At 61.9% G+C, this 21221-nt stretch carries 19 protein-coding genes and 1 pseudogene; 10 read left to right on the top strand and 10 right to left on the bottom strand.

Features of this window, described 5'->3' with window-relative positions; all coding sequences use genetic code 11:
• Nucleotides 1–141: 141 nt before the first annotated feature.
• On the bottom strand, nt 142–1383 hold the full coding sequence (locus VIO10_RS14145) for an acyl-CoA dehydrogenase family protein (RefSeq protein WP_331965497.1): 1242 nt from the start codon (nt 1381–1383) through the stop codon (nt 142–144).
• A 265-nt stretch (nt 1384–1648) separates the two neighbouring features.
• Here VIO10_RS14145 and cysK point away from each other — a divergent pair, with 265 nt between their 5' ends.
• From cysK to bioB, 3 genes are all read left to right on the top strand, one after another.
• Nucleotides 1649–2584: a cysteine synthase A gene (gene cysK, locus VIO10_RS14140; protein ID WP_331965494.1), complete on the top strand. Its 936-nt coding sequence runs from the start codon at nt 1649–1651 to the stop codon at nt 2582–2584.
• Nucleotides 2585–2596: 12 nt separating this feature from the next.
• Nucleotides 2597–3466: an ATP-dependent sacrificial sulfur transferase LarE gene (gene larE / locus VIO10_RS14135; protein ID WP_331965491.1), complete on the top strand. Its 870-nt coding sequence runs from the start codon at nt 2597–2599 to the stop codon at nt 3464–3466.
• Nucleotides 3467–3529: 63 nt separating this feature from the next.
• Nucleotides 3530–4522: a biotin synthase BioB gene (gene bioB / locus VIO10_RS14130; RefSeq protein WP_331965488.1), complete on the top strand. Its 993-nt coding sequence runs from the start codon at nt 3530–3532 to the stop codon at nt 4520–4522.
• Between the two features lie 8 nt (nt 4523–4530).
• Here the strand turns inward: bioB and ispD are convergent, their stop codons facing one another.
• The 4 genes and pseudogenes from ispD to VIO10_RS16245 all read right to left on the bottom strand — a co-directional run.
• Nucleotides 4531–5274 (bottom strand): 2-C-methyl-D-erythritol 4-phosphate cytidylyltransferase, encoded by a 744-nt coding sequence (gene ispD / locus VIO10_RS14125; protein WP_331965485.1) that lies wholly within the window; start codon nt 5272–5274, stop codon nt 4531–4533.
• Between the two features lie 128 nt (nt 5275–5402).
• On the bottom strand, nt 5403–5897 hold the full coding sequence (locus tag VIO10_RS14120) for a CarD family transcriptional regulator (RefSeq protein WP_331965482.1): 495 nt from the start codon (nt 5895–5897) through the stop codon (nt 5403–5405).
• A 206-nt stretch (nt 5898–6103) separates the two neighbouring features.
• A complete protein-coding gene (rimI, locus tag VIO10_RS14115; protein ID WP_331965479.1) occupies nt 6104–6580 on the bottom strand; it encodes a ribosomal protein S18-alanine N-acetyltransferase in 477 nt (158 codons plus the stop codon).
• Between the two features lie 1369 nt (nt 6581–7949).
• Nucleotides 7950–8240, bottom strand: a pseudogene (locus tag VIO10_RS16245) (YfhL family 4Fe-4S dicluster ferredoxin); the annotation flags it as partial.
• A gap of 210 nt (nt 8241–8450) precedes the next feature.
• Between VIO10_RS16245 and VIO10_RS14105 the strand changes: the two are divergent.
• From VIO10_RS14105 to VIO10_RS14090, 4 genes are read left to right on the top strand one after another with little or no spacing between them, the layout of a single operon-like run.
• Nucleotides 8451–9638 (top strand): acyl-CoA dehydrogenase family protein, encoded by a 1188-nt coding sequence (locus VIO10_RS14105; RefSeq protein ID WP_331965473.1) that lies wholly within the window; start codon nt 8451–8453, stop codon nt 9636–9638.
• Nucleotides 9639–9667: 29 nt separating this feature from the next.
• The gene (locus VIO10_RS14100) at nt 9668–10774 is read left to right on the top strand and encodes an acyl-CoA dehydrogenase family protein (RefSeq protein ID WP_331965470.1); all 1107 of its coding nucleotides are present in this window, start codon (nt 9668–9670) and stop codon (nt 10772–10774) included.
• 32 nt (nt 10775–10806) lie between these two features.
• Nucleotides 10807–11238: a universal stress protein gene (locus VIO10_RS14095; RefSeq protein WP_331965467.1), complete on the top strand. Its 432-nt coding sequence runs from the start codon at nt 10807–10809 to the stop codon at nt 11236–11238.
• Nucleotides 11239–11264: 26 nt separating this feature from the next.
• Nucleotides 11265–12230, top strand: a complete 966-nt coding sequence (locus VIO10_RS14090) for a D-2-hydroxyacid dehydrogenase (RefSeq protein ID WP_331965464.1) — start codon at nt 11265–11267, stop codon at nt 12228–12230.
• A gap of 38 nt (nt 12231–12268) precedes the next feature.
• Here VIO10_RS14090 and VIO10_RS14085 read toward each other — a convergent pair whose 3' ends face one another.
• Nucleotides 12269–13957 (bottom strand): chloride channel protein, encoded by a 1689-nt coding sequence (locus VIO10_RS14085; protein ID WP_331965462.1) that lies wholly within the window; start codon nt 13955–13957, stop codon nt 12269–12271.
• A gap of 483 nt (nt 13958–14440) precedes the next feature.
• Between VIO10_RS14085 and VIO10_RS14080 the strand changes: the two genes are divergently transcribed.
• Both VIO10_RS14080 and VIO10_RS14075 read left to right on the top strand, forming a co-directional pair.
• Nucleotides 14441–14923: a response regulator gene (locus VIO10_RS14080; protein WP_331965459.1), complete on the top strand. Its 483-nt coding sequence runs from the start codon at nt 14441–14443 to the stop codon at nt 14921–14923.
• Between the two features lie 164 nt (nt 14924–15087).
• The gene (locus VIO10_RS14075; protein ID WP_331965456.1) at nt 15088–16329 is read left to right on the top strand and encodes an aspartate aminotransferase family protein; all 1242 of its coding nucleotides are present in this window, start codon (nt 15088–15090) and stop codon (nt 16327–16329) included.
• A gap of 109 nt (nt 16330–16438) precedes the next feature.
• Here VIO10_RS14075 and VIO10_RS14070 read toward each other — a convergent pair whose 3' ends face one another.
• The 4 genes from VIO10_RS14070 to VIO10_RS14055 all read right to left on the bottom strand — a co-directional run bounded on the left by VIO10_RS14070 (nt 16439) and on the right by VIO10_RS14055 (nt 20597).
• The gene (locus VIO10_RS14070) at nt 16439–17407 is read right to left on the bottom strand and encodes a hypothetical protein (protein WP_331965453.1); all 969 of its coding nucleotides are present in this window, start codon (nt 17405–17407) and stop codon (nt 16439–16441) included.
• A 290-nt stretch (nt 17408–17697) separates the two neighbouring features.
• Complete coding sequence (locus VIO10_RS14065; protein WP_331965450.1) at nt 17698–18348, bottom strand: aminotransferase class IV; 651 nt, start codon at nt 18346–18348, stop codon at nt 17698–17700.
• Between the two features lie 6 nt (nt 18349–18354).
• Complete coding sequence (gene pabB, locus VIO10_RS14060) at nt 18355–20445, bottom strand: aminodeoxychorismate synthase component I (protein ID WP_331965447.1); 2091 nt, start codon at nt 20443–20445, stop codon at nt 18355–18357.
• Nucleotides 20442–20597 carry a hypothetical protein gene (locus tag VIO10_RS14055; RefSeq protein ID WP_331965444.1) on the bottom strand — a complete coding sequence of 52 codons (156 nt, stop codon included), beginning with the start codon at nt 20595–20597 and terminating at the stop codon, nt 20442–20444. The genes pabB and VIO10_RS14055 overlap by 4 nt, the downstream gene beginning before the upstream one ends.
• 150 nt (nt 20598–20747) lie before the next feature.
• Between VIO10_RS14055 and VIO10_RS14050 the strand changes: the two genes are divergently transcribed.
• Nucleotides 20748–21215, top strand: coding sequence for a DUF992 domain-containing protein (locus VIO10_RS14050; RefSeq protein WP_349259251.1), 468 nt, complete (start codon nt 20748–20750; stop codon nt 21213–21215).
• The last annotated feature ends 6 nt before the right edge of the window (nt 21216–21221 follow it).

Genomic DNA, 21221 nt, shown 5'->3' with positions numbered 1-21221 from the left:
CTGCGAATTAATACTGGCCCGTCGTGCCAACGACCGCCCGCCGATGGCGGGCGCGGCCCCTGCCACGGGTGCGCCGCCTCTTAATACTGGCCTCCCGTGCCAACGGGTCTTAATACTGGCCAGCCGTGCCAACGGCCGCGGTCAGGAGGGGCGGGCGAGCACCAGGTTGGCCCCGACCAGGCTTAGCACGTCGTTGGTGCCGTCCTCGATCAGCGCGGCGCGCGCGTCGCGGAAGATTTTTTCGATCGGATACTCCTTGCTGAGGCCGTTGCCGCCGAGAAGCTGAAGCGCGTCGCTGGCGACCTCAAATGCCGCCTGCGTGCAGAAGGTCTTCGACGCAATCGAGTATTCCATCGCGGGTACGGCCGCGTCGGTGTTGTAGGTTATCGCCGCGCGCGAGAGCAGGCGGCATGCCTCGACCTTGGTAAACATTTCGAACAGATGCTTTTGCACCAGCTGATGCTCGCAAATCGGCTTGCCGCCCTGGATGCGCTGCCGGGAGTAATCGAGCGCAATCTCGAAGGCCGCACGGGCCACTCCGGTGAAGACCGCACCCACCATCGCGTTCGGACCGCCGCCCCGGCCGGCGGCCGCCGCGGCGGGCTTGTCGGGCGCGACCAGCATGTAGCTGCTCGGAATCCTGACCTCATCGAAGAAAATCTCGCCCTGGTTAAGCGCGCGCTGGCCGAGCTTGTTCAGCGGCTTGCCCTTGGATACGCCGGGCAGGTCAAACGGCACGAAAGCAACGCCTCGGCCGAGCACGGCGCCGCGTGAGGGGTCGGCGATCAGAATCACCAGCCCATGCGTCGCAATCGTTCCGTTGGAAACCCAAGCCGACTTCTGCCCGCTGATCACGTACGAATCGCCGTCGCGCCGCGCGATCACGTGACCCGCCAGGTCATTGTGTTCCCGGTTCCACTGCCCGGTCACCCAGTCCGATCCATGTTGCGGCTCGGTCACCGGCCAGCATCCGATGTACTGCGCCTCGCGATCCTGAACGAACGGCATGACATGCTTTTCGACGAGTTCGCGATTGCCGGTGGCCGCAAGCGCGCCGAACGGCATCCCTGCAATGCCAACTGTCAGCGCAAGGTCAGCGCTGCCCCATCCAAGCTCCTCGAGGTAGATATGCTGCCCGAGGCCGCTCAGTCCGAGTCCGCCGAACTGGGTGGGAAACCCGGCCTTATTGTAGCCGAGCCGATATGCCTGCTTGAGGAAGTCCCACAGCGGCGAGCCCGGGGCGATTGCCGCGCTCGGATCGGCGAGCCGGTCCAGAGCGGCCGCGGTCGGACGCATCACCTCCCGCGCGAACCGATGAATGTTGTCCTTGAGTGTCCGGTAATGGTCGGGCAGATTAGTGTCGAGCTCGACGTACGTGTCCATGGCCTGCACCTCAATCGACGATGGCCGAATAAATGATGTTCTTAAGTTGCCTGCGGAAGTTGAATGTGGCCGGCGGCATGAGCTGGGGCATGAACACTACCACCGGGTCCTGCTTGGGGTCCATCGAGAAGATGGCCGCGGCTGCTCCGCCGCAATCACGATCGCCTTCGCCGAGCGCGCCCGGGAAAAATAGCCATCACGCGCCGGATTCAACTCCCTTGGCAAGATTCGCAACCAGCCGTATTTTCCGGCTACAATCGCCGCCATGCCTATCAGCGTCGCGCGATCGCCGCTTGAACTTATCGGCAACACGCCGGTGGTCCGGCTCAATCGAATTCCCGGCAAGGACGACGCCGAAGTATGGGCGAAGCTCGAGAATTTCAATCCCGGCGGCAGCGTCAAGGACCGAATCTGCCTGGCGATGGTCGAGGCGGCCGAGAAATCCGGCCGGCTAAAGCCCGGCGATACGATCGTCGAGCCGACCTCGGGCAACACCGGGATCGGTCTGGCGCTGGTCGCGGCGGTGAAAGGCTACAAGCTAATCCTTACGATGCCGGAGACGATGAGCGAGGAAAGGCGCTCGTTGCTGCTCGCTTACGGCGCGGAGCTGGTGCTGACGCCGGACACGCGCGGGATGCACGGCGCGATCGCGAAGGCCGAGGAACTGTGCCGCGAGAATCCCGGCTACTTCATGCCGCAGCAATTCAGCAACGTCGCCAATCCCGACATCCACTATCGAACGACCGGGCCCGAGCTGCTCGAACAGCTCCCGCGCATCGACGCGTTCATCTCCGGCGTGGGGACGGGCGGAACGATCACCGGCGCGGGCCACTATTTGCGCGAGCATCTCGACAAAAAAATCCTGATCGTCGCCGTCGAGCCGAAAAACTCGCCGGTGTTGTCGGGCGGCAAGCCGGGCTTTCACAAGATTCAGGGCATCGGCGCCGGCTTCGTGCCGGGCAACCTCGACACTAAAGTTTACGATGAGATAATCGCCGTCAGCGACGAGGATGCGACGCTATACGCGCGCCGTCTCGCGCGCGAAGAGGGCATCCTGGTCGGCATCTCGTCGGGCGCAAGCTGCTGCGCGGCTATCCAGATAGCCGGGCGGCTTGGCACGGGCAGGATCGTGGCCGCGGTATTCTGTGACACCGGCGAGCGATACCTGACGACCGATCTTTTCCAGGCCGCGGGAATCTAGCAGGCTGATTCGATGGACGCAGCGAAAACGCCGGAGGCGAAGCTTGAGCGGATGCGCGCGATATTCGCGCCGATGCGCAGCCTTATCGTGGCGTTTTCCGGCGGCGTCGATTCCACCCTGGTACTGAAAGTCGCGCACGACGTGCTTGGCGACTCCGTGCTCGCGCTGACGACCACTTCGCCCACGATGCCCGACGAGGATCGCGACTCGGCGCTTGCGATGGCGCGCCTGATCGGCGCGCGCCACCTGGTGGTCGAATCCAATGAGCTCGAGATTGCGGGCTACGCGGCAAATCCGCTCAACCGATGCTACCTGTGCAAGCACAATCTGTTTACGGTTTGCGAGGCAAAGGGCGCCGAGCTTGGCATCGACGAGATAGTGGACGGGCTTAACCTGGACGACCTGCACGACTATCGCCCCGGGATGCAGGCGGCGAGCGAGAAACGCGTGCGCCATCCGCTGGTCGAAGCCGAAATGACCAAGGCCGAGGTTCGCGCGCTCTCGCGCTCGATGGGGTTGCCGACCTGGGATCGTCCCGCCTCGCCATGCCTGTCGTCGCGCTTTCCGTACGGCACGGAGATAACGCCCGCGGGCCTTGCGAAAGTCGCGGCGGGTGAGAAGCTGCTTCATTCGATGGGCTTTGCGGTCGCGCGCGTGCGCTACCATGGCGAGGTCGCGCGGCTGGAGCTCGAGCAAAGCCAGATCGCGCGCATCTTCGAGCGGCGTATTCGCGAGACGATCGATCGCGAGTTCAAAAAAATCGGTTTTCGCTTCGTCGCAATCGATCTGAAGGGCTTTCGCTCCGGCTCGCTCAACGAGGGCCTGATTGCGAATGGAGCAGCGCCGGCGAAACCGACGCGCCCGCCGCGCAATGGTGCTTGATCGAGTTTCGGAAACCTTCTAAATCTGCGGCGCGCGCATTTTTCAAGCCACAAGGAATCAGTGATGTTGAAGTTTGAGGAAATCGATCTCGATCGGATGGCCGAAGAAGTGCTGGCCGGAAAAGAAATCGCACGCGAGACCGCCGCGGCAATCCTGAATTGCCCCGACCATCGGCTGGCTGATTTGCTCGCCGCGACGAGCGCCGTGCGCGAGGCCGCATTCGGCCGCCGGGTGAAGATTTGCATGCTGCGCAATGCGCAAAGCGGCATCTGCGCCGAGGATTGCAGCTATTGCTCGCAATCGCGCATCTCGAAAGCCGATATCCCGGTTTACAAGATGCAGAGCGCCGCCAAATTGATCGAGGGCGCACGAATCGCGGTCGAGAGCGGCGCGCGCCGCTACTGCATGGTCTGCAGCATGCGCGGTCCGGCGCGCAATGATGTCGAGCATCTCGGCGAGGCGTGCGATCGAATCCGCGCCGAGTTGCCGGGGCTGGAGCTGTGCCTGTCGATCGGCCTGATGAACCGCGGGCAGGCGGGCGAGCTCAAGAGCGCGGGCGCGGGATGGATAAATCACAACCTCAACACCAGCCGCCGCTTCTATCCGGAAATTTGCACGACGCACACCTGGGACGATCGGGTAGAGACTCTCGGCAACGTGCGCGCAGCGGGATTATCGACTTGCTCGGGAGGAATCATCGGGATGGGCGAGACCGACGATGACATAATCGATCTCGCCTACTCGACGCGGCGCCTCGCGATCGATTCGGTGCCGCTGAATTTTCTGCATCCGATAAAGGGCACCCCGCTCGAGTCCAGGCGCGCGCTCACGCCCGAGAAGTGTCTCAAGGCCGCGTGCCTGTTCCGCATCCTCAATCCGCGCAGCGAGGTCCGCGCGGCGGGCGGCCGTGAACTCAATGTTGGCGCGCGCCAAGCCGAATTGTTCAGCGCGGTGAATTCGATTTTCGTCAACGGCTACCTGACCACCGCGGGATGGGACTGGTCGCGAACCCGCGAGCTGATCGAGCGGGCCGGATACGAGCCGGAGCCGATGTAGGACGAGCGCTACTGCGCCATCCCAGCGGCGATGATTGCCTCGGCGATCGCGAGATCGGATGGTGTCGTGATCTTGATGTTCGCGGTCGAGCCTTCGACCACTTCGACGCGAACTCCCGTCCGCTCGACCAGGTCCGCGTCATCGGTCGCGACGATTCCCTCGTTGACTGCGCGCTGATGCGCCGCGACCAGCACCGCGCGGCGAAATGCCTGCGGAGTTTGCGCTTGCCATAGCCCGGCCCGCCCGACGGTCTCTACGATCGCGCTGCCGCTGTCCGCGACGCGCTTCAACGTATCGGCCACCGGGATCGCCGCGATCGCACCGCCGGCCCGCGCCGCTGCCGCCATGCACGCCTCGAAGATTGCAGGCCGTGCCAGCGGACGCGCCGCGTCGTGCACGATCACCAGCTCGCTCTCTGAGCTGGTCAGCCCGAGCGCGATTCGAACCGAATCCTGCCGCTCGATACCGCCCGGCGTAATCTTGACCGGCACGCCAAGCCCGGCCGCCGCGGCTTCGGCGCGCGCCGCGCTTTCGAATCCCTCGGGCACTGTTATCACAACTTCGCCGATCGCACTGACTTGTCCGACGGCGCCGAGCGAATACGAGAGCATCGTGCGGCCGCCGATCTTCACGAACGCCTTGGGCACGCCCGGCCCAAGCCGCACGCCGCTGCCCGCCGCAACGATGATCGCCGAGGCTTTCAATTTACGGCCGTGCCCGAGGAAATCGCCGCGTGCAGGATTATTCGCCACTTTGCCATGCCAGCGAGATTCGCACACCGAATCTTTGCCTTCAACAAAATCGCAGGCCGTCTCGACAAAAATGAAAAGGCCGGGAGAAAATCCCGGCCCTATTCACACAATTGAATTGACGGCGGCGGCTAATTCGCGAAGATCACCTTCAGTTCTTCCATGATTTTCTCTTCCGGATGCGCCTTGGCAATCGACAATTCCTTGACGAGCAAGGATCGCGCCGTGTCGAGCATCTTGCGCTCGCCGAACGACAACTCCTTGTCGCTCTTGAGCACCAACAGGTCGCGCAGCACCTTGGCGATTTCCAGCGGAGAACCAGTCTTGATCTTCTCCGTATATTCGCGATAGCGGCGGTTCCAGGTTTGCGTATCGACCTCGACCTTGCGCTGGCGCAGGATACGGTAAATTTTTTCCACCATATCCTTTCCGATAACGCGCCGAAGCCCGACCGACTCGACGTTTTCGGTCGGGATCATGATGGTCATCTTCTCGGTGCCGAGGATTCGGAGCATGTAGAAACGTCGCTCCGTCCCGGAGATAACCCGCATCTGGATGTCTTCAATCACGGCTACCCCATGGGCGGGATAGACCACTTTTTCACCCTTCTTGAACGGCAAATTCATCGCACTAATGGCACTCGATGGCAGGCTTTGGATTTCGGATATGGGTTGATAACCGCGCAGTTCATGGGTTCATCACCGATCCGATCAGCCTGGAATGTAGGTCCATTATGACACAAAGTTACTTGATTTGTAACCCCGGTCTTAAAAAGAAGCTGAAAGCCGCCAGACTGGATAGAACAATGTTCGGAATTGACCGCCGAATCAGGTCAGTCCAACCTTAGTTCCATGATGATCGCGTCTTCACCGGGGCCGTAGTAATGTCGCCTCAAACGCCGTTCTTCGAACTTAAATTTACGGTAAAGCTGCCGCGCAGCCAGATTTGAACGGCGAACTTCCAGCGTAACCATGCCTGCCCCAGTCGATCTTGCCTCGGCGATTGCTTCGGTTAGCAACACGATGCCGATCCCGAGTCGGCGCGACTGGGGGTGCACGGCGATATTGAGCACGTGGCATTCGTCGGCGATCAGCCATCGGCAGAGAAAGCCGGCAATCTTTCCATTGTCGTTGTCGTCGCGCCCATGCTCGTGGCTTGCCACCGGGAGCGCGGCCATGATGCGCGAGAATGGCAGGGTCAGTTCACGCTGAAAGGAGGCAATCGTCCAGGGGGCGGGAAAGGCGAGCCGCTCGATCTCGAGGATACGGGGCAGGTCGCGCTCCGTGGCGTCCCGAATGTGGATCGCCATCTCAACCAAACTCAACTGCAATCCCGGCGCGCCAAATCCGCGGGTCCAAGCTCGTTCGCCGGTTCAAGCTCGCGAGGTTTTTTCAGGCGGCGTGCTGAAACTGGGCCGCCTCCGCCTTGAGAACGACGACCTCGAGCAGCTTGTCGCGCATCCGATGCTTGAACGCGACCACCGGCTTGCCGAACTCGATTCGGGTCGTGAAATCGGCCGGGAACGCCGGCGAGATGTAGGACAATCGGCGCAGCGTTTCGCCGCGCACGCTTGCGTTGACCGCAAGCACGTTGTCGCCGAGCATGATGTTGTAATCGTAGTCGGGCATCTCGTCGGGCAAATCCCACAACCGCTTGAGCGATGACAGCGGCAGCTTGCGCGGCATCTCGAGCCGAACCAGGTACGCGTTGGCATACTCGGCGACGGTGTAAACGGTCCCGTAGCGGCGATCGCGCTCGGTCTTGTCTTCGTGCATGGCGCCCTCGAACCCGTCGAATGCCACCTTGCGCTCTGTTCTCCTGCCCGCGCCCATCGCACGTGCGAGCATGGAGCCGAGCGGCGCGAGCCCGAGCCCGTACCAGCATCCGCGATACGTCAGCTCGCCGGCGGGCTTGGCGTGAATCACTCCCTCGCGCAAACGCCACGCGGCCTCCGCCGACGCAATCAATACGCCGAGCATGATCCATCCGCCCGTACTCTGCGAAAACAGCCGGTCGCCGAGCACCACAACCGCATACGCAGTCAGTACAACGGGGTACAGAATCAGATTCAGAACCAGGTTGAGTGCCGTCGAGCGGACTCTCGAAAATGCTGCGCTGCTGCCCACCGTCTCTTCGAGTCGCGCCTTTACGCCGGCCGGCATCGCGCCGAGAACCGGCTCGGCAAGCCGAAGCGCGATTTGCACCGACGCCGGCGCTGTGCGAACCCGCGAAGCGTTAACTGAAGCCAGGACGGCATCGAAATCAGCTTCGAGCTCGCCGGGGAAATGTTTCTCGCCAATTGGTCCGGGCAACGCACTGACGTCCTTCGGCAGACGCATCATCGCGAGACTCACCGCCGCTGCCGGCGCCGCCGCTGCTGGTGCGACCACAGGTTTCGCCGCCGCCGCCGCGGCAGGCTTGGATGCTGCAGTTGCAGCAGGCGCGGGCTTGGGTGCCGCAGTTGGCGCCGCTGCAGTTGCTGGTGCGACGGGAGGTTTCGCAGCCTCCGCCGCTGCTGGCGCCGCTGCAGGTTTAGCAGCCTCCGCCGGCGCGGGCGCTGGCTTGGGCGCGACCGGCACGACTGCTTCGACTGCTGCGGCATTGGCCGCGGGCGCTTGCGCGCTGGCCGCGACCGCCGGTTTGCGAAAGCGCGACGGTGGCTCGTCGGGGATCGTCTCGTCGGGATGCAACTTGCGCGCGCGCGCGTGCAGCACGCCTTCGCTCTCGACGTTGGCCGGGTCGGGGATGCAGCAATCTACCGGACATACCGCCGCGCACGCTTCATGGTCGAAGAAGCCGACGCATTCGGTGCACTTCGACGGCACAATGTAATAAATGTCCTGTGCGATTGCGGGACTCGACGCGCCGTCGAGCTCCCACGGCGCTCCGCCCGCGTAAATCGCCGTGTTCGGACACTCCGGCTCGCATGCTCCGCAATTGATGCATTCGTTGGTGATCGTCGTCGCCATCTTGTGAACCCCGGTCTATCGGCAAAACTGGATTGTGATCGACTTTAAAAAAACTCTAACAACGCCGATCTGAGCAGGCAATCGGCCTGCAGCCGCGATTCCCGCGTGCGATGCGCGCTTTTCGCGGCGACGTGGTATTGACTATGCTGGACGCGAAGCCGCGGTACGCCCGAGCCGAAGCGCAATCACGACCGCAGGAGTGTCTCGCACATGGATCTTCAATTCACGTCCGAAGAAGAAGCATTTCGGCTAAAGGTCCGCAGCTGGTTCGCCGAGAACATGCCGAGCAGCGGCCTGTCGGGTGACAGCGAGGGCCGCGATGACAAGACCTGGATCGCCAAGGCCAAGGCCTGGCAGCGCGGACTGTACCAGGCGGGCTACGTCGCGCTCGCATGGCCCAAGGAATACGGCGGCCAGGCGTTGGATCCCGTGCGGCAATCGATCCTCAACGACGAGATGGTCCGGGCGAAGGCGCCGTATCTGGTCGGCCAATTGGGACTCTCGATGCTCGGGCCGACGCTTATCTCGTGGGGCAGCGAGGACCAGAAGCAGCGCTACCTGCCGAAGATTCTCACCGCCGAGGAAATCTGGTGTCAGGGTTACTCCGAACCCGGCGCGGGTTCCGACCTCGCCGCGCTGAAGACGCGCGCGGAAATCGTCGGCGATGAGTTCGTCGTCAACGGCCAGAAAGTCTGGACCTCCGGCGCGCAATACGCCGACATGATGTTCTGCCTGGTGCGCACCGACCCCGAAGCGCCCAAGCATCGCGGCATTTCGTACATGCTTATCGACATGCACACGCCGGGAATCACCGTGCGTCCCCTGGCTCAGATGACCGGCGATCGCGGCTTCAATGAAGTGTTCTTCGACAACGTCCGCGTGCCGCGCAAAAATCTGGTCGCCAAGCTCAACGAAGGATGGATCGTCGCCAACGCCACGCTCTTTCACGAGCGCAACATGCTCGGCTCGGCCAGCGGCAGCGAGCAGCGTTTCAATCGCCTGCTCGCACTTGCCAAATCGATCAAGCGCGGCGGCCGTCCGCTCAGCCAGGATCCCGTCTTCCGCCAAAGGCTGGTGGAGCTGGAGATCCGCGTCGAGGCGATGCGCTATCACGCGCTGCGCCAACTGACCGATCAGATTCGCGGCAAGAATCCGGGCGTCGAGGCAATGATCAACAAGCTGGTCGGCACCGAGTTGAATCACGACCTCGCCACCGCCGCGATGGAGGCGATGGGCGACTACTCGATGCTCGCGCGCGACGACGAAGCCGTGCTCGATCGCGGCTACTGGCCGTATGAGTGGATGTTCTCGCTCGGGCTGGTGATCGGCGGCGGCACGTCGCACATCCAGAAAAACATCATCGCGGAGCGCGGCCTCAAAATGCCGAAATCCCGTTGAGTTAACCAGGAAAGAGCGAAGGTACAATCATGGATTTCGGTCTCAGCGAAGAACAACAGCAGCTCAAGGAAAGCGCGCGCGCGTTTCTCAGCGGCGAATGCGCCGGCGCGTTCGTGCGCAAAATAATGGCCGCCGATGACGGCTATCCGCGCGAACTCTACGCCCAGATTGCCAAGCTCGGATGGAGCGGGCTCGTCGTTCCCGAGAAATTCGGCGGCGCGGGACTCGGGATGCTCGACATGGCGATGATTCTCGAAGAGGGCGGCTACGCTGCGATGCCGGGGCCGTTTTTGTTCTCGTCCGTGCTTGCGGCCAGCGCGCTCAAACTCGGCGGCTCCGAGCAGCTCAATTCAAAATGGCTCACCGCGCTCGCCGAGGGCAAAGCAATCGGCACGGTCGCGATCGTCGAGCGCGCCGCCAGCATCGATCCAGTTGACATCGCGGCAGTCGCGGCGAAAGACGGCGCCCGATGGCGTCTCAACGGCGCCAAGATGTTCGTGCCGTATGCCAACGTCGCCGATTTCATCGTCGTCGCCGCCAAAAACGATGCTGGTGAAATTCTTCTGTTCGTCGTCGATACAAAAGCGCCGGGCGTGACGACCCGTTTGCTCAAGAATCTCGATCTGACGCGGCGCGTCTCGAGCGTCGAGCTCACGGGCGCTCCCGCCGAGCGGCTTAGCGGCGGAACCGATCTCTTCGCGAAACTAATCGACGTCGCTGCCGTCGCCATCGCTGCCGACTCGCTCGGCGGCACCGAGCGCGCGCTCGAGATGGCGGTGGAATACTCGAAAGTCCGCGAGCAGTTCGGCAAACCGATCGGATCGTTCCAAGCGCTCAAGCACGCCGCGGCCGAAATCGTCGCCGAGCTGGAACCCGCGCGCGCGATGCTCTGGTACGCCGCCTACGCTCAGGATACCGGCGCGGCAGACGCATCGCGCACGGCTGCGATGGCGAAAGCGCGCCTGTGCGATATCTACAGCCGCGGCACCGACCGCGCGGTGCTGATGCACGGCGGAATCGGCTTCACCTGGGAGCACGATATGCATCTGTGGTTCAAGCGCGCGCGCTTCAACGAGTCCTGCTTCGGCTCGCCCGCGTACCATCGCGAGCGCGTCGCCGCGCTGGACGCGTATTGAGCCAGGGCGAAAGTTCAACCCGGAGAAAGCGAATGACCACGCTCTTCGAGAATATTCTCTGTCCGGTAGATTTCGACGAGAATTCCATTGTCGCGGCGAAAACAGCTCGCGACATGCTGCAGGGGCGGGATGGACGCCTTTACCTGCTCCACGCGATGAATTTTAAATTCCCGCTTACCGATGAAGAGGCGACACTGCCTCTGTCAGATGCGAAGGAAAAACTTGAAGAGCTTGCGGTTAAACACCTCGGCGGCCAGATTCGCTACGAAGTCCTTGTCGAAAAGAGCGATGACACGGCCAAGTCCATTTTGGAAGCAGCGCGCCGAATTCATGCCGGTTGCATAGTCATGGCCACACACGCAAGGAAGGGGTTCGATCGGTTTCTGCTCGGCAGCATTGCGGAGAGCGTCGAGCGCGAGGCTCCTTGCCCGGTGCTAATAGTATGCGGTCGGAACCGTAAATAATGACCGTTCAATAAACGCGGATCGAGGTGACCGTCACGAAGATAGTTGTTCTCGATGGTCGCGCCTTGAATCCGGGCGATTTGAGCTGGAAGGCGCTCAGCGCGATTGGCGAACTGCAAGTCTTTGACCATAGCGCGGACGATCAGATCATAGCGCGCGCGCACGAGGCCGAAATCGTGCTGACCAACAAGACCCGGCTGTCTGCGCAAATCTTGCGGCAGCTCAAAAGTACCCGTTATATCGGTGTACTGGCCACCGGGTACGACGTAGTCGACGTGCAAGCGGCACGCGAGCTCAAGATCTCCGTCACCAATATCCCGACCTATGCGACGGCCTCGGTAGCGGAATTCAGCTTTGCGCTGCTGCTCGAGCTGTGCCATCACGTGGCCCTTCACGCCGACGCGACCCGCGCCGGAGAGTGGTCGCGATCAAAGGATTTCAGCTTCTGGAAAACGCCCCTGGTCGAGCTGGCGGGCAAGACGATCGGGATAATCGGTCTCGGTCAGATTGGCCGGCGCGTGGCCGAGATCGCGCTGGCTTTCGAAATGCGGGTGGTTGCTGCCGGTGCGGCCAGAAGGCCGGTTCCCGACTGGCCCCGCTTTCGATGGTGCGAAGTCGATGAACTGCTGCGCCAAGCCGATGCCGTGAGCCTGCACTGCCCGCTGCTTCCACAAACCCAGGGAATCATCAATGCCAAGTCTCTGGCGATGATGAAACCCAGCGCCTTTCTCATCAACACGTCGCGTGGCCCGCTGGTCATCGAGCAGGACCTGGCTGACGCGCTCAACCGCGGGCGTCTGGCGGGCGCCGCGGTTGACGTGCTTTCGAGCGAGCCGCCCTCCGCCGACAATCCGCTTTTACGTGCGAAGAATTGCATCGTGACACCGCACATCGCGTGGGCATCGAAGGAAGCGCGAACGCGGCTGCTCGATACCGCGATCGCCAATGTGCGAGCATTTCTGGACGGCCATCCCGTCAACCTTGTGAACTAAGCTTCTACGGACCGCGACATCTTCACTGTTTCACTGTTTCACTGTTTCACGGCGCGCAGGATGTCGGTCTTGGTCACGATTCCATTGAGAGCGCCGGCGGCGTCCGTCACCAGCAGCATCTGTGCGCCGCGCTCGCGCACCAGCAGCCGCAGCGCCTCGCTCAAGTCGCAGTCGTCCGTCACGCGAATCGCGCCGCGGTCCGCGAATTCGCCGACGGTGATTTTGTCCCATTCCTCGGGCGCGACCCGGCTGAGATCAGATACGGAAATCGTCCCCACGACCTGGTCGCCTTCGTACACGGGAAAGATCGTGTGCCGATGACGGGCCGCGACGCTCGCGACGAATTCGCGAATCGTTGACCCGGCTTGCACGGAAATGGCGCGACGCTGCATCACGTCCCGCACCGCCATCCCGGATAGGTCGGCGAGTTTGGCGGTTTCGTGAAGATGCTGATCGCCGGAAACCGACGCCTCGCCTGAGATTGCGTAGGCGACCGCGGCGCCGATGAGGCTCGGGATGATGTAGGAATGGCCGCCGGTGGTTTCCGCGACGAAGACCACTGCGGTGAGCGGAGCTTTGTATCCGGCCGCGAGGAACGCCGCCATCCCGACCGCGGCATAGAGATCGTGCGTCGGCGAGTGAACTACAGATTGCGCGTAGGCGTTGCCGAGCGCTCCGCCGACCAGCAACAGCGGCACGAACATCGCGCTGACGCCGCCCGAGCCGAGCGAGAAAATCGTCGCGAGCAGCTTCAACGCGGCGAAGGCCAGCAGCACTTCGGTCGGAATCGGATGCCTGAGTACGTAGCGGACGGCCTCGTAGTTTGGGCCGATCGGAATGAGCGGGCCGTTGTAAATCGTCACGAACGCGAGGCCGCACAGCGCGGTGCCGAGTCCGCCGATCGTGAGCTTGAGCGTATGCGGTATCCTGCTGGTGATGAAAAACACGCGCACGCGGCGAAACGTGATGTCGAAGACGATTGCGATGAGCCCGATTCCAGCGCCGAGCAGCGCCGACCATGCGACGTCGATTGCCCTGAAGCTGGTGCTGCCCGCGAAACCGAACAACGGCTTGGCGCCGACGATCGACACCAGCGTTGCGTAAGCGACCACCGACGCGATCAGCGACGGCAGCAGCGCTTCGTGCGCGAGGTCGTCCTTGTACGGCATCTCGAGCGCGAACACGATGCCGGTAAGAGGAGCACGGAAGACCGCCGACATGCCCGCCGCTGCGCCGCTGATCAACATGATGCGGCGGTCGCGCGTTTCCAGACCGAAACGGCGCAGCTTGGTCCATAGCCACGATCCGATCGCGCCGCCGCTGTAAATGCTTGGTCCTTCGAGCGCCGCGCTGCCGCCCGAGCCGACCGTGGTCACCGCGGCGAGCAGCTTCCACCAGAACGGATGCATGTCGATGTCGCCCTGGTGCTCGTGGTAGGAGCGAACGATCTCCTCGGTCGAGTGTTGGTCGGGGTCGGGCGTTCGAAACTGCATTATCAGCCCCGTCACGAAGAAGCCGGCGACGAGTCCGACCACGATTGCCCAGTGATGAGCAAGATAGTAAGGAAGGAGCGCCGCCCAGATGACGTCGAGAATGAGCACGGCGATCCCGGTAATGATGAGGCCGGTCAAGATACCGATGATAGGCGCGACGAGAAGCCATTTCTGGATGTCGCGCGAGTACGTTGCCGTCAGGTCTTCATGGACCAGAGCGGTGTACTTTCGCAATAGGGGGTGCTTAAAAAAACTCGAATCCAGGAAGTTCGCCAAGATTCCCAATGCTGCGATCCTTTCCCTATCTGGAATCGGCTCGGTGACTCATTTTGCAATATCAATGATTGATGCCATGTGTCGCATGTGTATAGTCGGAGTAACGAATGTAGCAAAATTGCCACAAACGATCGCTGGCGGGAAGGTGGCGCATCGAAGATTCGGCAGTGGTATACAGGATGGAACTGATGTTCAACGTCCAAATCGGGGATTCGCGGGTCATCGAGGGTTACAACTGGCTCCGCAGCATCATAGGTCGATTAAGCGCGTCATTCCTCGTCATGTCGCGACTCGAATATAACGCTGAGGGATATGGCACGGCAATTGAATGATCATTAGATAATTAGTCGACAAGGGACTTCACCCGCTTCATCCAGGCAACTTTAGCTGGTACGCTCTGGAAGCCAACTGCCACGGATTCGCCAGGTGAGAGGGGGGATTATGAGCGACCAAGACAAGGAAAAGGAACAAGGCCAAGAACCGACTCTGTTGAATTCTGCGGTCAGGATTTTTCTCGTCGAAGACAATCCGGACCACGTTTTTATCGCGCTCACTGTAGTCAGGCAGGTGCTGGGCGACGATATCGAGCTGGTGCATGCGTCGAATGCCGACGAGGCATTGCTCATGATCGCGCAGTTCACCGAGCACGATCGCCCGGATTTGTTCCTGGTGGATTTGCGTTTGCCTGACAACGGCGGCTTCTCCGTGTTGCAGGCGACGCGGGCGAATGAGGCGCTGACGGCGGTACCGATGTTCGTTATCACCAGTTCGCTCTATGACCGCGATATTGCGGAGAGCTACCAACTCGGCGCGTCTGCGGTCCTGTGCAAGCCGCTGTCGCGGGCCAAGCTGCGCGACGAGCTGGTGCGCGTGGGCGCACTGCCGCTATCGCAGCGGCCGGCCGATCCGGCATATCGCCACTAGTCAAGCTTGATCGCATTCGCAGACGGGCTGTGAGTCGCGCAACTCATGGCCCGTTCGATTTTGCCGGCTTGACGCTCGCGCCGGCAAATAGGATTCTCGCTGACGGTCTGCCCGGCAGCAGACGAGACTTGCAATGCGGCGAAAATCATCGCACAGGAGTTGCCGTGAAACCCTACACATTCGAGCATAGTGACGCGCTGATGGAGCGCGCCAAAAGAGTTATTCCCGGCGGCATCTACGGCCATCAGGCGCCGCTGCTGCTTACCAGGGGCGCCTACCCGTCATTTTTCGCGCGCGGCGAGGGTTCCCACGTTTGGGACGTCGATGGCAATGAGTACATCGACTACATATGTTCATACGGCCCAATCGTGCTCGGCCATCGGCATCCCAAAGTCGAGGAAGCCGCGCGCCGCCAGATGGAACTCGGCAACTGCTTCAACGCGCCGGGTCCGGTGTGGGTCGATCTCGCGGAGCATCTTGTCTCGATCACGCCGTTTGCCGACTGGACGGTGTTCGCGAAAAACGGATCCGACGTATGCACCTGGGCGACCGAAGTCGCGCGTCAAGCGACCGGGCGGCCGAAAATCGCAATGTGCTCCGGCGCCTACCACGGCACCCATGCATGGTGCACGCCGCTTCCCGGCGGACTGACGCCGGAAGACCGCGCGAACATGGTTTATTTTCGATTCAACGATCTCGAGAGCCTGCGCCATGCGGTCGAGGAAAACCGCGGCAAGATCGCGGGCGTAATCCTGTCGCCGTTCAAGCACGACGCCGGACACGACTCGGAGTTGCCGGTCGAAGGATTTCTGCCGGGCGTGCGGAAAATCTGCGACGACAACGGCATGGTCTTCATCCTGGACGACGTTCGCGCCGGCTTCCGCCTGCACATGGGCGGCTCAGGCGAGTTGTTTGGCGTGCGCCCCGACCTGACGACTTACTGCAAGGCGATCGCCAACGGCTATCCGCTCGCCGCATGCCTTGGGCGCGACAGCCTCAAGCAGGCAGCGCAGGAAGTGTTCTTTACGGGATCGTACTTCACCAGCGCCGTGCCGATGGCGGCGAGCCTGGCGAACCTCAAGGAGCTGCAGGCGGGTGGCGGGATCGAGAGGATGCGCACGATCGGCGAGAAGCTGCGCACGGGTCTGCTCGCGCAGGCGCGCAGCGCCGGGTTCGAGGTGACCTACTCCGGACCGCCGGCGATGCCGTACATGACGTTCAAAGCCGACGCGGGTCATTATGATCGCGCGAAGGTTTTCTGCGGCGCATGCGCGCGCAGCGGAGTGTACGTCGCGCCTCGTCACAACTGGTTCATCTCGGCTGCGCACACCGAGCGCGACCTCGAGCAGACGTTGGCCGTCACCGAGCAAGCGTTCGAGGCCGTGCGCAAGCAATTCGGCGCATAGATCGCCGCGGAAGCATCAGGTACGCGGTACCAAAGCGGGTGAAAGGGCGCAGCAGAGTCAGCGGAACCCGCACTGCGTTTCGCCCTTCCTGTGTGAATCTTCTTCCTGGCTAGGGCGCAGGAGCTGGCCCCTGCCTGCTGCTCATCACCAGGATCCTGAACGTCCCGGCAACCGGCTTCGGCCGTGGAGGCAGCCCGCTCGCGCTCGGTGCGGGAAACGCCAGGTCCGCGGTTGGCAGATAGACCGTCCCGCTCCGTGCATCGACAGCCATCGTCCGCGCGCCCAACTCGGTCTTCACCACCTGCGCAAGCTCGAACTTGTCCGCTGACACTTCGCGAATAAACGTCAACGTCCCATCGCCGCAACTGGCGAATGCCAGCCCGTTGTAGAATGCGGTCGCGTCGACGAACGCGCCAATCGGAAAATCCGAAACGATCTTCCCGTCGTCGGCGTTCATCACGATCAGTTTGTTATTTCGACAACCCACGAACAGGCGGCGCGTCGCGCGATCCATCGACATCCCGGTCGGCCGGCGACCCGGCCCAGTCGGCCATCGCGCGACGACTTTCATCGCCTTCGTATCGACCACCGCCACTTCGTCTTTGTCTGCGATATTGACGTACACTTTGCCGTTCCCGTCCGCGACCGCGAACTCCGGCGAACCGCCCAAATCGATCGTCGCCGCCGCCTGCCCGCCGGTTGGATTCACGTCGGGCGCTATCGCAACCATCCGATGCGCATCGCCGCAGAAGACCAGCACGCGATCGCTGGCGGGGTCATAGATGATCGAGTCGGCGTCATCCGACGCCGCCACTTTGCCGATGGTCGCGTTGGTCTTCAGATCGAAGATCAGCACCGAGGCGCCCTTGCCATCGCTGATAAATCCGCGCCCCGCGTCCGCCACGAGAGCTACGCCGTGAGATCTTTGCTGTCCGCCGATATCCGCGACGGTCTTGCCCGTCAATACGTCCAACACCATCGTGTGCGTCGTGCGCGTGACGTATAGCAGCCGGCCGTCAGCGCTGAGGGTGGCGTAGTCCCATCCCCCGTCGCCGCCGACCTTCAAAGTCGACGCCAACTTATATGCGGCCGCACCCGCATCCGCCGCCAACCCCGAACCAGCCGCGAAAGCCACACCTACAACCGCGAGAACAAGAACTCGAAACGAACTCTTTTTCATATCTTCCCCACCGAAGCGAAACCGCAGGGGCTAGCCTTTGCCCCTGTCCAGTAAAAAGACCCAATCCCTCTCAGTGTCATATCTGGACCCCGGATCTTTTTTTCCACGGGTTCGTATTTCTTTCCCAATAAAATCACTCGAAAGCAAGGCGTCGTAGCTCAGAAGAATCGCGCGCGTAAAAGGTGGCGCTATAAGCAGACTTCGACCAGGCCGCGGACGGAATTGCCGAGAAAAATACGATCCGCCGACGCCAGGTCCGCCACCGTCAACACGCATTCACGCGTGCGCATCGCCTGACTATCGAGCATCCATCTTCGCAGCGTGCCATCCAGCAGCCCGCATTCGAGCGGCGGCGTAAGGATAGCCGCGCCGCGCTGGATAAACAGGTTGGTGCGCGCGCCTTCGGTAACTTCGGCGCGTTCGTTGACGAAGATGACGTCGAAGCATCCGGTGCGAGCCGACCAGGCCTTAAGCTCGGCGTCGTACAAGGCGCGCCGGGTCGTCTTATGGCGCAGGATAGGGTCCGCGCTGGAGACTGCGGTGGTGGAAATCACCGCCCGTGGCAGAGGTTGCTTATGCCCGGGTGGTTCGATTGGGGTGGCGGATACGGATAGCGTGCCGTCCGGCGCCAGTATCAATCGAATTTTCCAGAACGGCTCGGCGGACAGGTTACCAGCGGATTCTTGCAGGGTGCGGGTGACCTCGGCCAAGTTGCAGAGAAAGCCCATCCAGGCCGCCGACGCCGCCAGCCGCCGCAGATGGTATTGCAGGAGCACATAGCCGGACGACTTCGTCCAGAGGATGGTTTCAATCAGGCTGAATTCCACGTCATCGGCCATATCCTTTCACTCGCGGGTCAGCGCAATCGCGCGCATCGGCGCCTGGGCTTTCAGCAGCGCCTCCTCGAGCTCGCGCGCGGGTTCCGAGCCGACCACGACGGCGCCCCCGACGCCGATCGAAATCGCGCCGTCGGCGACAACGATCGTGCGAATAACAATTGAAAAATCCGCCGCGCCGGAAATCGAAAGAAACCCCAGGGCGCCGGAATAAATTCCCCGCGCCTGGTTCTCGAGGCGATCGATGATCTCCATGGTCCGAAGTTTCGGCGCGCCGGTCATGGAACCACCCGGAAACGCGGCCCTTAAACAGTCGATCGCGGTCACCCCTGGCCGCAGGCATCCGCGCACCGTGCTCACCAACTGATGCACGGTGGCGTAGCTCTCGACTTCCATCAGGCGCGGCGCCTCGACCGTGCCGATCTTGCAGACGCGGCCCAGATCGTTGCGGATCAAGTCCACGATCATGAGGTTCTCGGCGCGCTCCTTTTCGCTGGATTGCAGGTCCCGGCGAATGCGTTCGTCGTCGGCAGGGGTACGCCCGCGCGGCGCGGTGCCCTTTATCGGCCGCGATTCGACATTGCCGGCGCTATCGATTTTGACAAAGCGCTCGGGCGACGCGCTCAGGATCGACAGCCCCGGAAAACTGAGAAAGGCCGCGTACGGCGCGGGGTTGATCGTGCGCAGCACGTTGTAAGTGGCCAACGGCTCGATTCGCGCCTGCGGGAATATTTTATTGGTCAGGCAGATTTCGTAGGATTCGCCGCGGCGCAACTCGTGCAGGCATCGTTCGATCAGCTTCAGGTACTCCGGCGGCGAATGCTGATAGCGCATCGCGATCGCGATCTCCGGGCGGGCGAACGCGGGCGCGCCAGGCCCGGCCGGGAGGCCGCGCAGATGCGCCTCGATCGCATCGAACCAGCACTCGCTCTCATCGGCGCCATCTCCGGCGGGCGCCAGGCAGACCAGATAGGTGACGGCGGCCAGGTGATCGATTGCGATCAGCCGGTCGGCGAATAGAAAGTAAGCATCGGGAGTGGCCGACTTGTAGGCGAAGCCGGCGCCGCATTCCCGCTTCAGTTCATAGCCAAAGTAGCCTACAAACCCGCAGGTAAAATCAAAGGGCAAATCGGCGGGAGCAATGCGCACCTGCTCGATAAATTCCCGCAGGTACTCAAACACACTCTGGCCGATCCGGCGCAGGCCTGATGAATCGGCGACGGTGACTGTACGACTGTGAGTATCGTACATGACTCTGAAACTGTAAGGACCCGAACCATCACCAAGGAAGGAGAAGCGCGACAGGCCGGGAACGATCAGGCTGCTATCGAGCCAGAATGCGCTTGGCGAACGGCTATAAGTGGCGGCAAACACGGCTTGCGCGTCGGGACAGATATCGAGACGTCGCGAGCGAAGCTGAAACTTCGGATGGTGATCCGCAGTCGGCTCGGCCCCCGGCGGGAGCGGAGACTTTGCGGGCGGAGAAGACGGCTGGGAACGGCATTTGCGGGTCTGTTTGAAGGAATGGGACAGGTCGCGAAAATTCGCCAAAATCCGATGGCCATAGTCGCTGCAGATCGATTCGGGATGAAATTGAATGCCCCAGATCGGCCGATCCCGGTGACGGATGCCCATCACCACGCCGTCGCCGGTCCAGGCAATCGCCGCCAGAGGCGCCGGGATGGGCGGCACGACGCATAGCGAATGATAGCGGACGGCGGAAAAGGGGGAAGGCACGCCCGCGAACAGAGGATCGCCATGGTGATAGACTTGGGCGACCCGGCCGTGCATCGGCTCCGGCGCAAGCGCGACGGCGGCGCCAAAGGCATCGCCGATTCCCTGATGACCAATGCAGACGCCGAGGATCGGCGCCTCGGCAAACAGGATCGCGTCGCGGGAGACGCCGAAGTCGCGGTGGTTTTGAGGGCATCCGGGCCCCGGCGAAATAACGATATTGTCGAAGCGGTAATTTTTCAGATCGTCCCAGGCAAGCTGATCGTTTTTTATGACGATGGGTTCCTGTCCGTTTACCTGCGCTATGAGCTGAAACAGGTTGAACGTGAAGGAATCGTAATTGTCGATCAGAAGAGTTTGAATCATTTCGCGCCGCCACTGAGATTGCGTTCGCTCCCGCCGAAGGTGGAAGCATCGATCGTGAAGCGGCGGGAGGCAAGGCATCGATCGGCGTTCTGGACGGCCGGGGCTGGTCTGGGCGGACCGAAGCCGAGTTGCAGCTTGCCGAGGGAGGCCATTCGGTCTACGGTCTACAAGGATCGGAGAAGCAATACGACAATCCCAGGTTGTTGTTTTTTGGCTAACGTCAATCAGGGAACAATTTAGCGCATGGCCTTCAGGAGGAAGACATGAAATCAGGACTCCGCATCGCGGTTGCTGCTACCAGTATGCTCTTCTTGAGTTGTTGGTCATTGACGGCGCACGCCGAGGATAGCAAGTACACCGTCAAGACAGGCTATCTGACTTGTCACGAAGCCTCGGGATGGGGATTTGTGTTCGGATCTTCGCGCGACCTCAAATGCTCATACTCGTCCAACGGCGGAAGAACCGAATACTACAGCGGAAGCATCTCGAAGTTCGGCGCAGATATCGGCTATCTGAAATCATCGGTGATCTTGTGGGCGGTCGCCGCACCGACCAAGGATATCAAGCCCGGGGCCTTGTCCGGGCACTACGGCGGTGTGACCGCGAGCCTCACGCTCGGCGCAGGCGGGGGCGCAAACGTCCTGATCGGAGGCTTCGATCAGTCGATCGCGCTTCAGCCGGTATCAGTCGAAGGGCAGAACGGACTTAACGTCGCGGCCGGAGTCGCGGAACTCACGCTCAACTACCGCGGCGAGAAAGAACCGCGCTGAACAATT

Origin of the sequence: Candidatus Binatus sp. (assembly GCF_036567905.1) — a bacterium.
Classification (GTDB): domain Bacteria; phylum Desulfobacterota; class Binatia; order Binatales; family Binataceae; genus Binatus.
Note: the sequence above shows the minus strand (reverse complement) of the source record. Positions and strands in the feature narration are given on the sequence as shown.

Bases quoted from the DNA above. Each gene is read 5' to 3' on its own strand.
- VIO10_RS14055 (WP_331965444.1), bottom strand. From the start codon at position 20,597: ATGGCCTCCCTCGGCAAGCTGCAACTCGGCTTCGGTCCGCCCAGACCA.
- VIO10_RS14145 (WP_331965497.1), bottom strand. From the start codon at position 1,383: ATGGACACGTACGTCGAGCTCGACACTAATCTGCCCGACCATTACCGG.
- VIO10_RS14080 (WP_331965459.1), top strand. From the start codon at position 14,441: ATGAGCGACCAAGACAAGGAAAAGGAACAAGGCCAAGAACCGACTCTG.
- VIO10_RS14050 (WP_349259251.1), top strand. From the start codon at position 20,748: ATGCTCTTCTTGAGTTGTTGGTCATTGACGGCGCACGCCGAGGATAGC.
- VIO10_RS14065 (WP_331965450.1), bottom strand. From the start codon at position 18,348: ATGGCCGATGACGTGGAATTCAGCCTGATTGAAACCATCCTCTGGACG.
- cysK (WP_331965494.1), top strand. From the start codon at position 1,649: ATGCCTATCAGCGTCGCGCGATCGCCGCTTGAACTTATCGGCAACACG.
- pabB (WP_331965447.1), bottom strand. From the start codon at position 20,445: ATGATTCAAACTCTTCTGATCGACAATTACGATTCCTTCACGTTCAAC.
- bioB (WP_331965488.1), top strand. From the start codon at position 3,530: ATGTTGAAGTTTGAGGAAATCGATCTCGATCGGATGGCCGAAGAAGTG.
- VIO10_RS14100 (WP_331965470.1), top strand. From the start codon at position 9,668: ATGGATTTCGGTCTCAGCGAAGAACAACAGCAGCTCAAGGAAAGCGCG.
- rimI (WP_331965479.1), bottom strand. From the start codon at position 6,580: ATGGCGATCCACATTCGGGACGCCACGGAGCGCGACCTGCCCCGTATC.
- VIO10_RS14095 (WP_331965467.1), top strand. From the start codon at position 10,807: ATGACCACGCTCTTCGAGAATATTCTCTGTCCGGTAGATTTCGACGAG.
- VIO10_RS14120 (WP_331965482.1), bottom strand. From the start codon at position 5,897: ATGAATTTGCCGTTCAAGAAGGGTGAAAAAGTGGTCTATCCCGCCCAT.
- VIO10_RS14105 (WP_331965473.1), top strand. From the start codon at position 8,451: ATGGATCTTCAATTCACGTCCGAAGAAGAAGCATTTCGGCTAAAGGTC.
- larE (WP_331965491.1), top strand. From the start codon at position 2,597: ATGGACGCAGCGAAAACGCCGGAGGCGAAGCTTGAGCGGATGCGCGCG.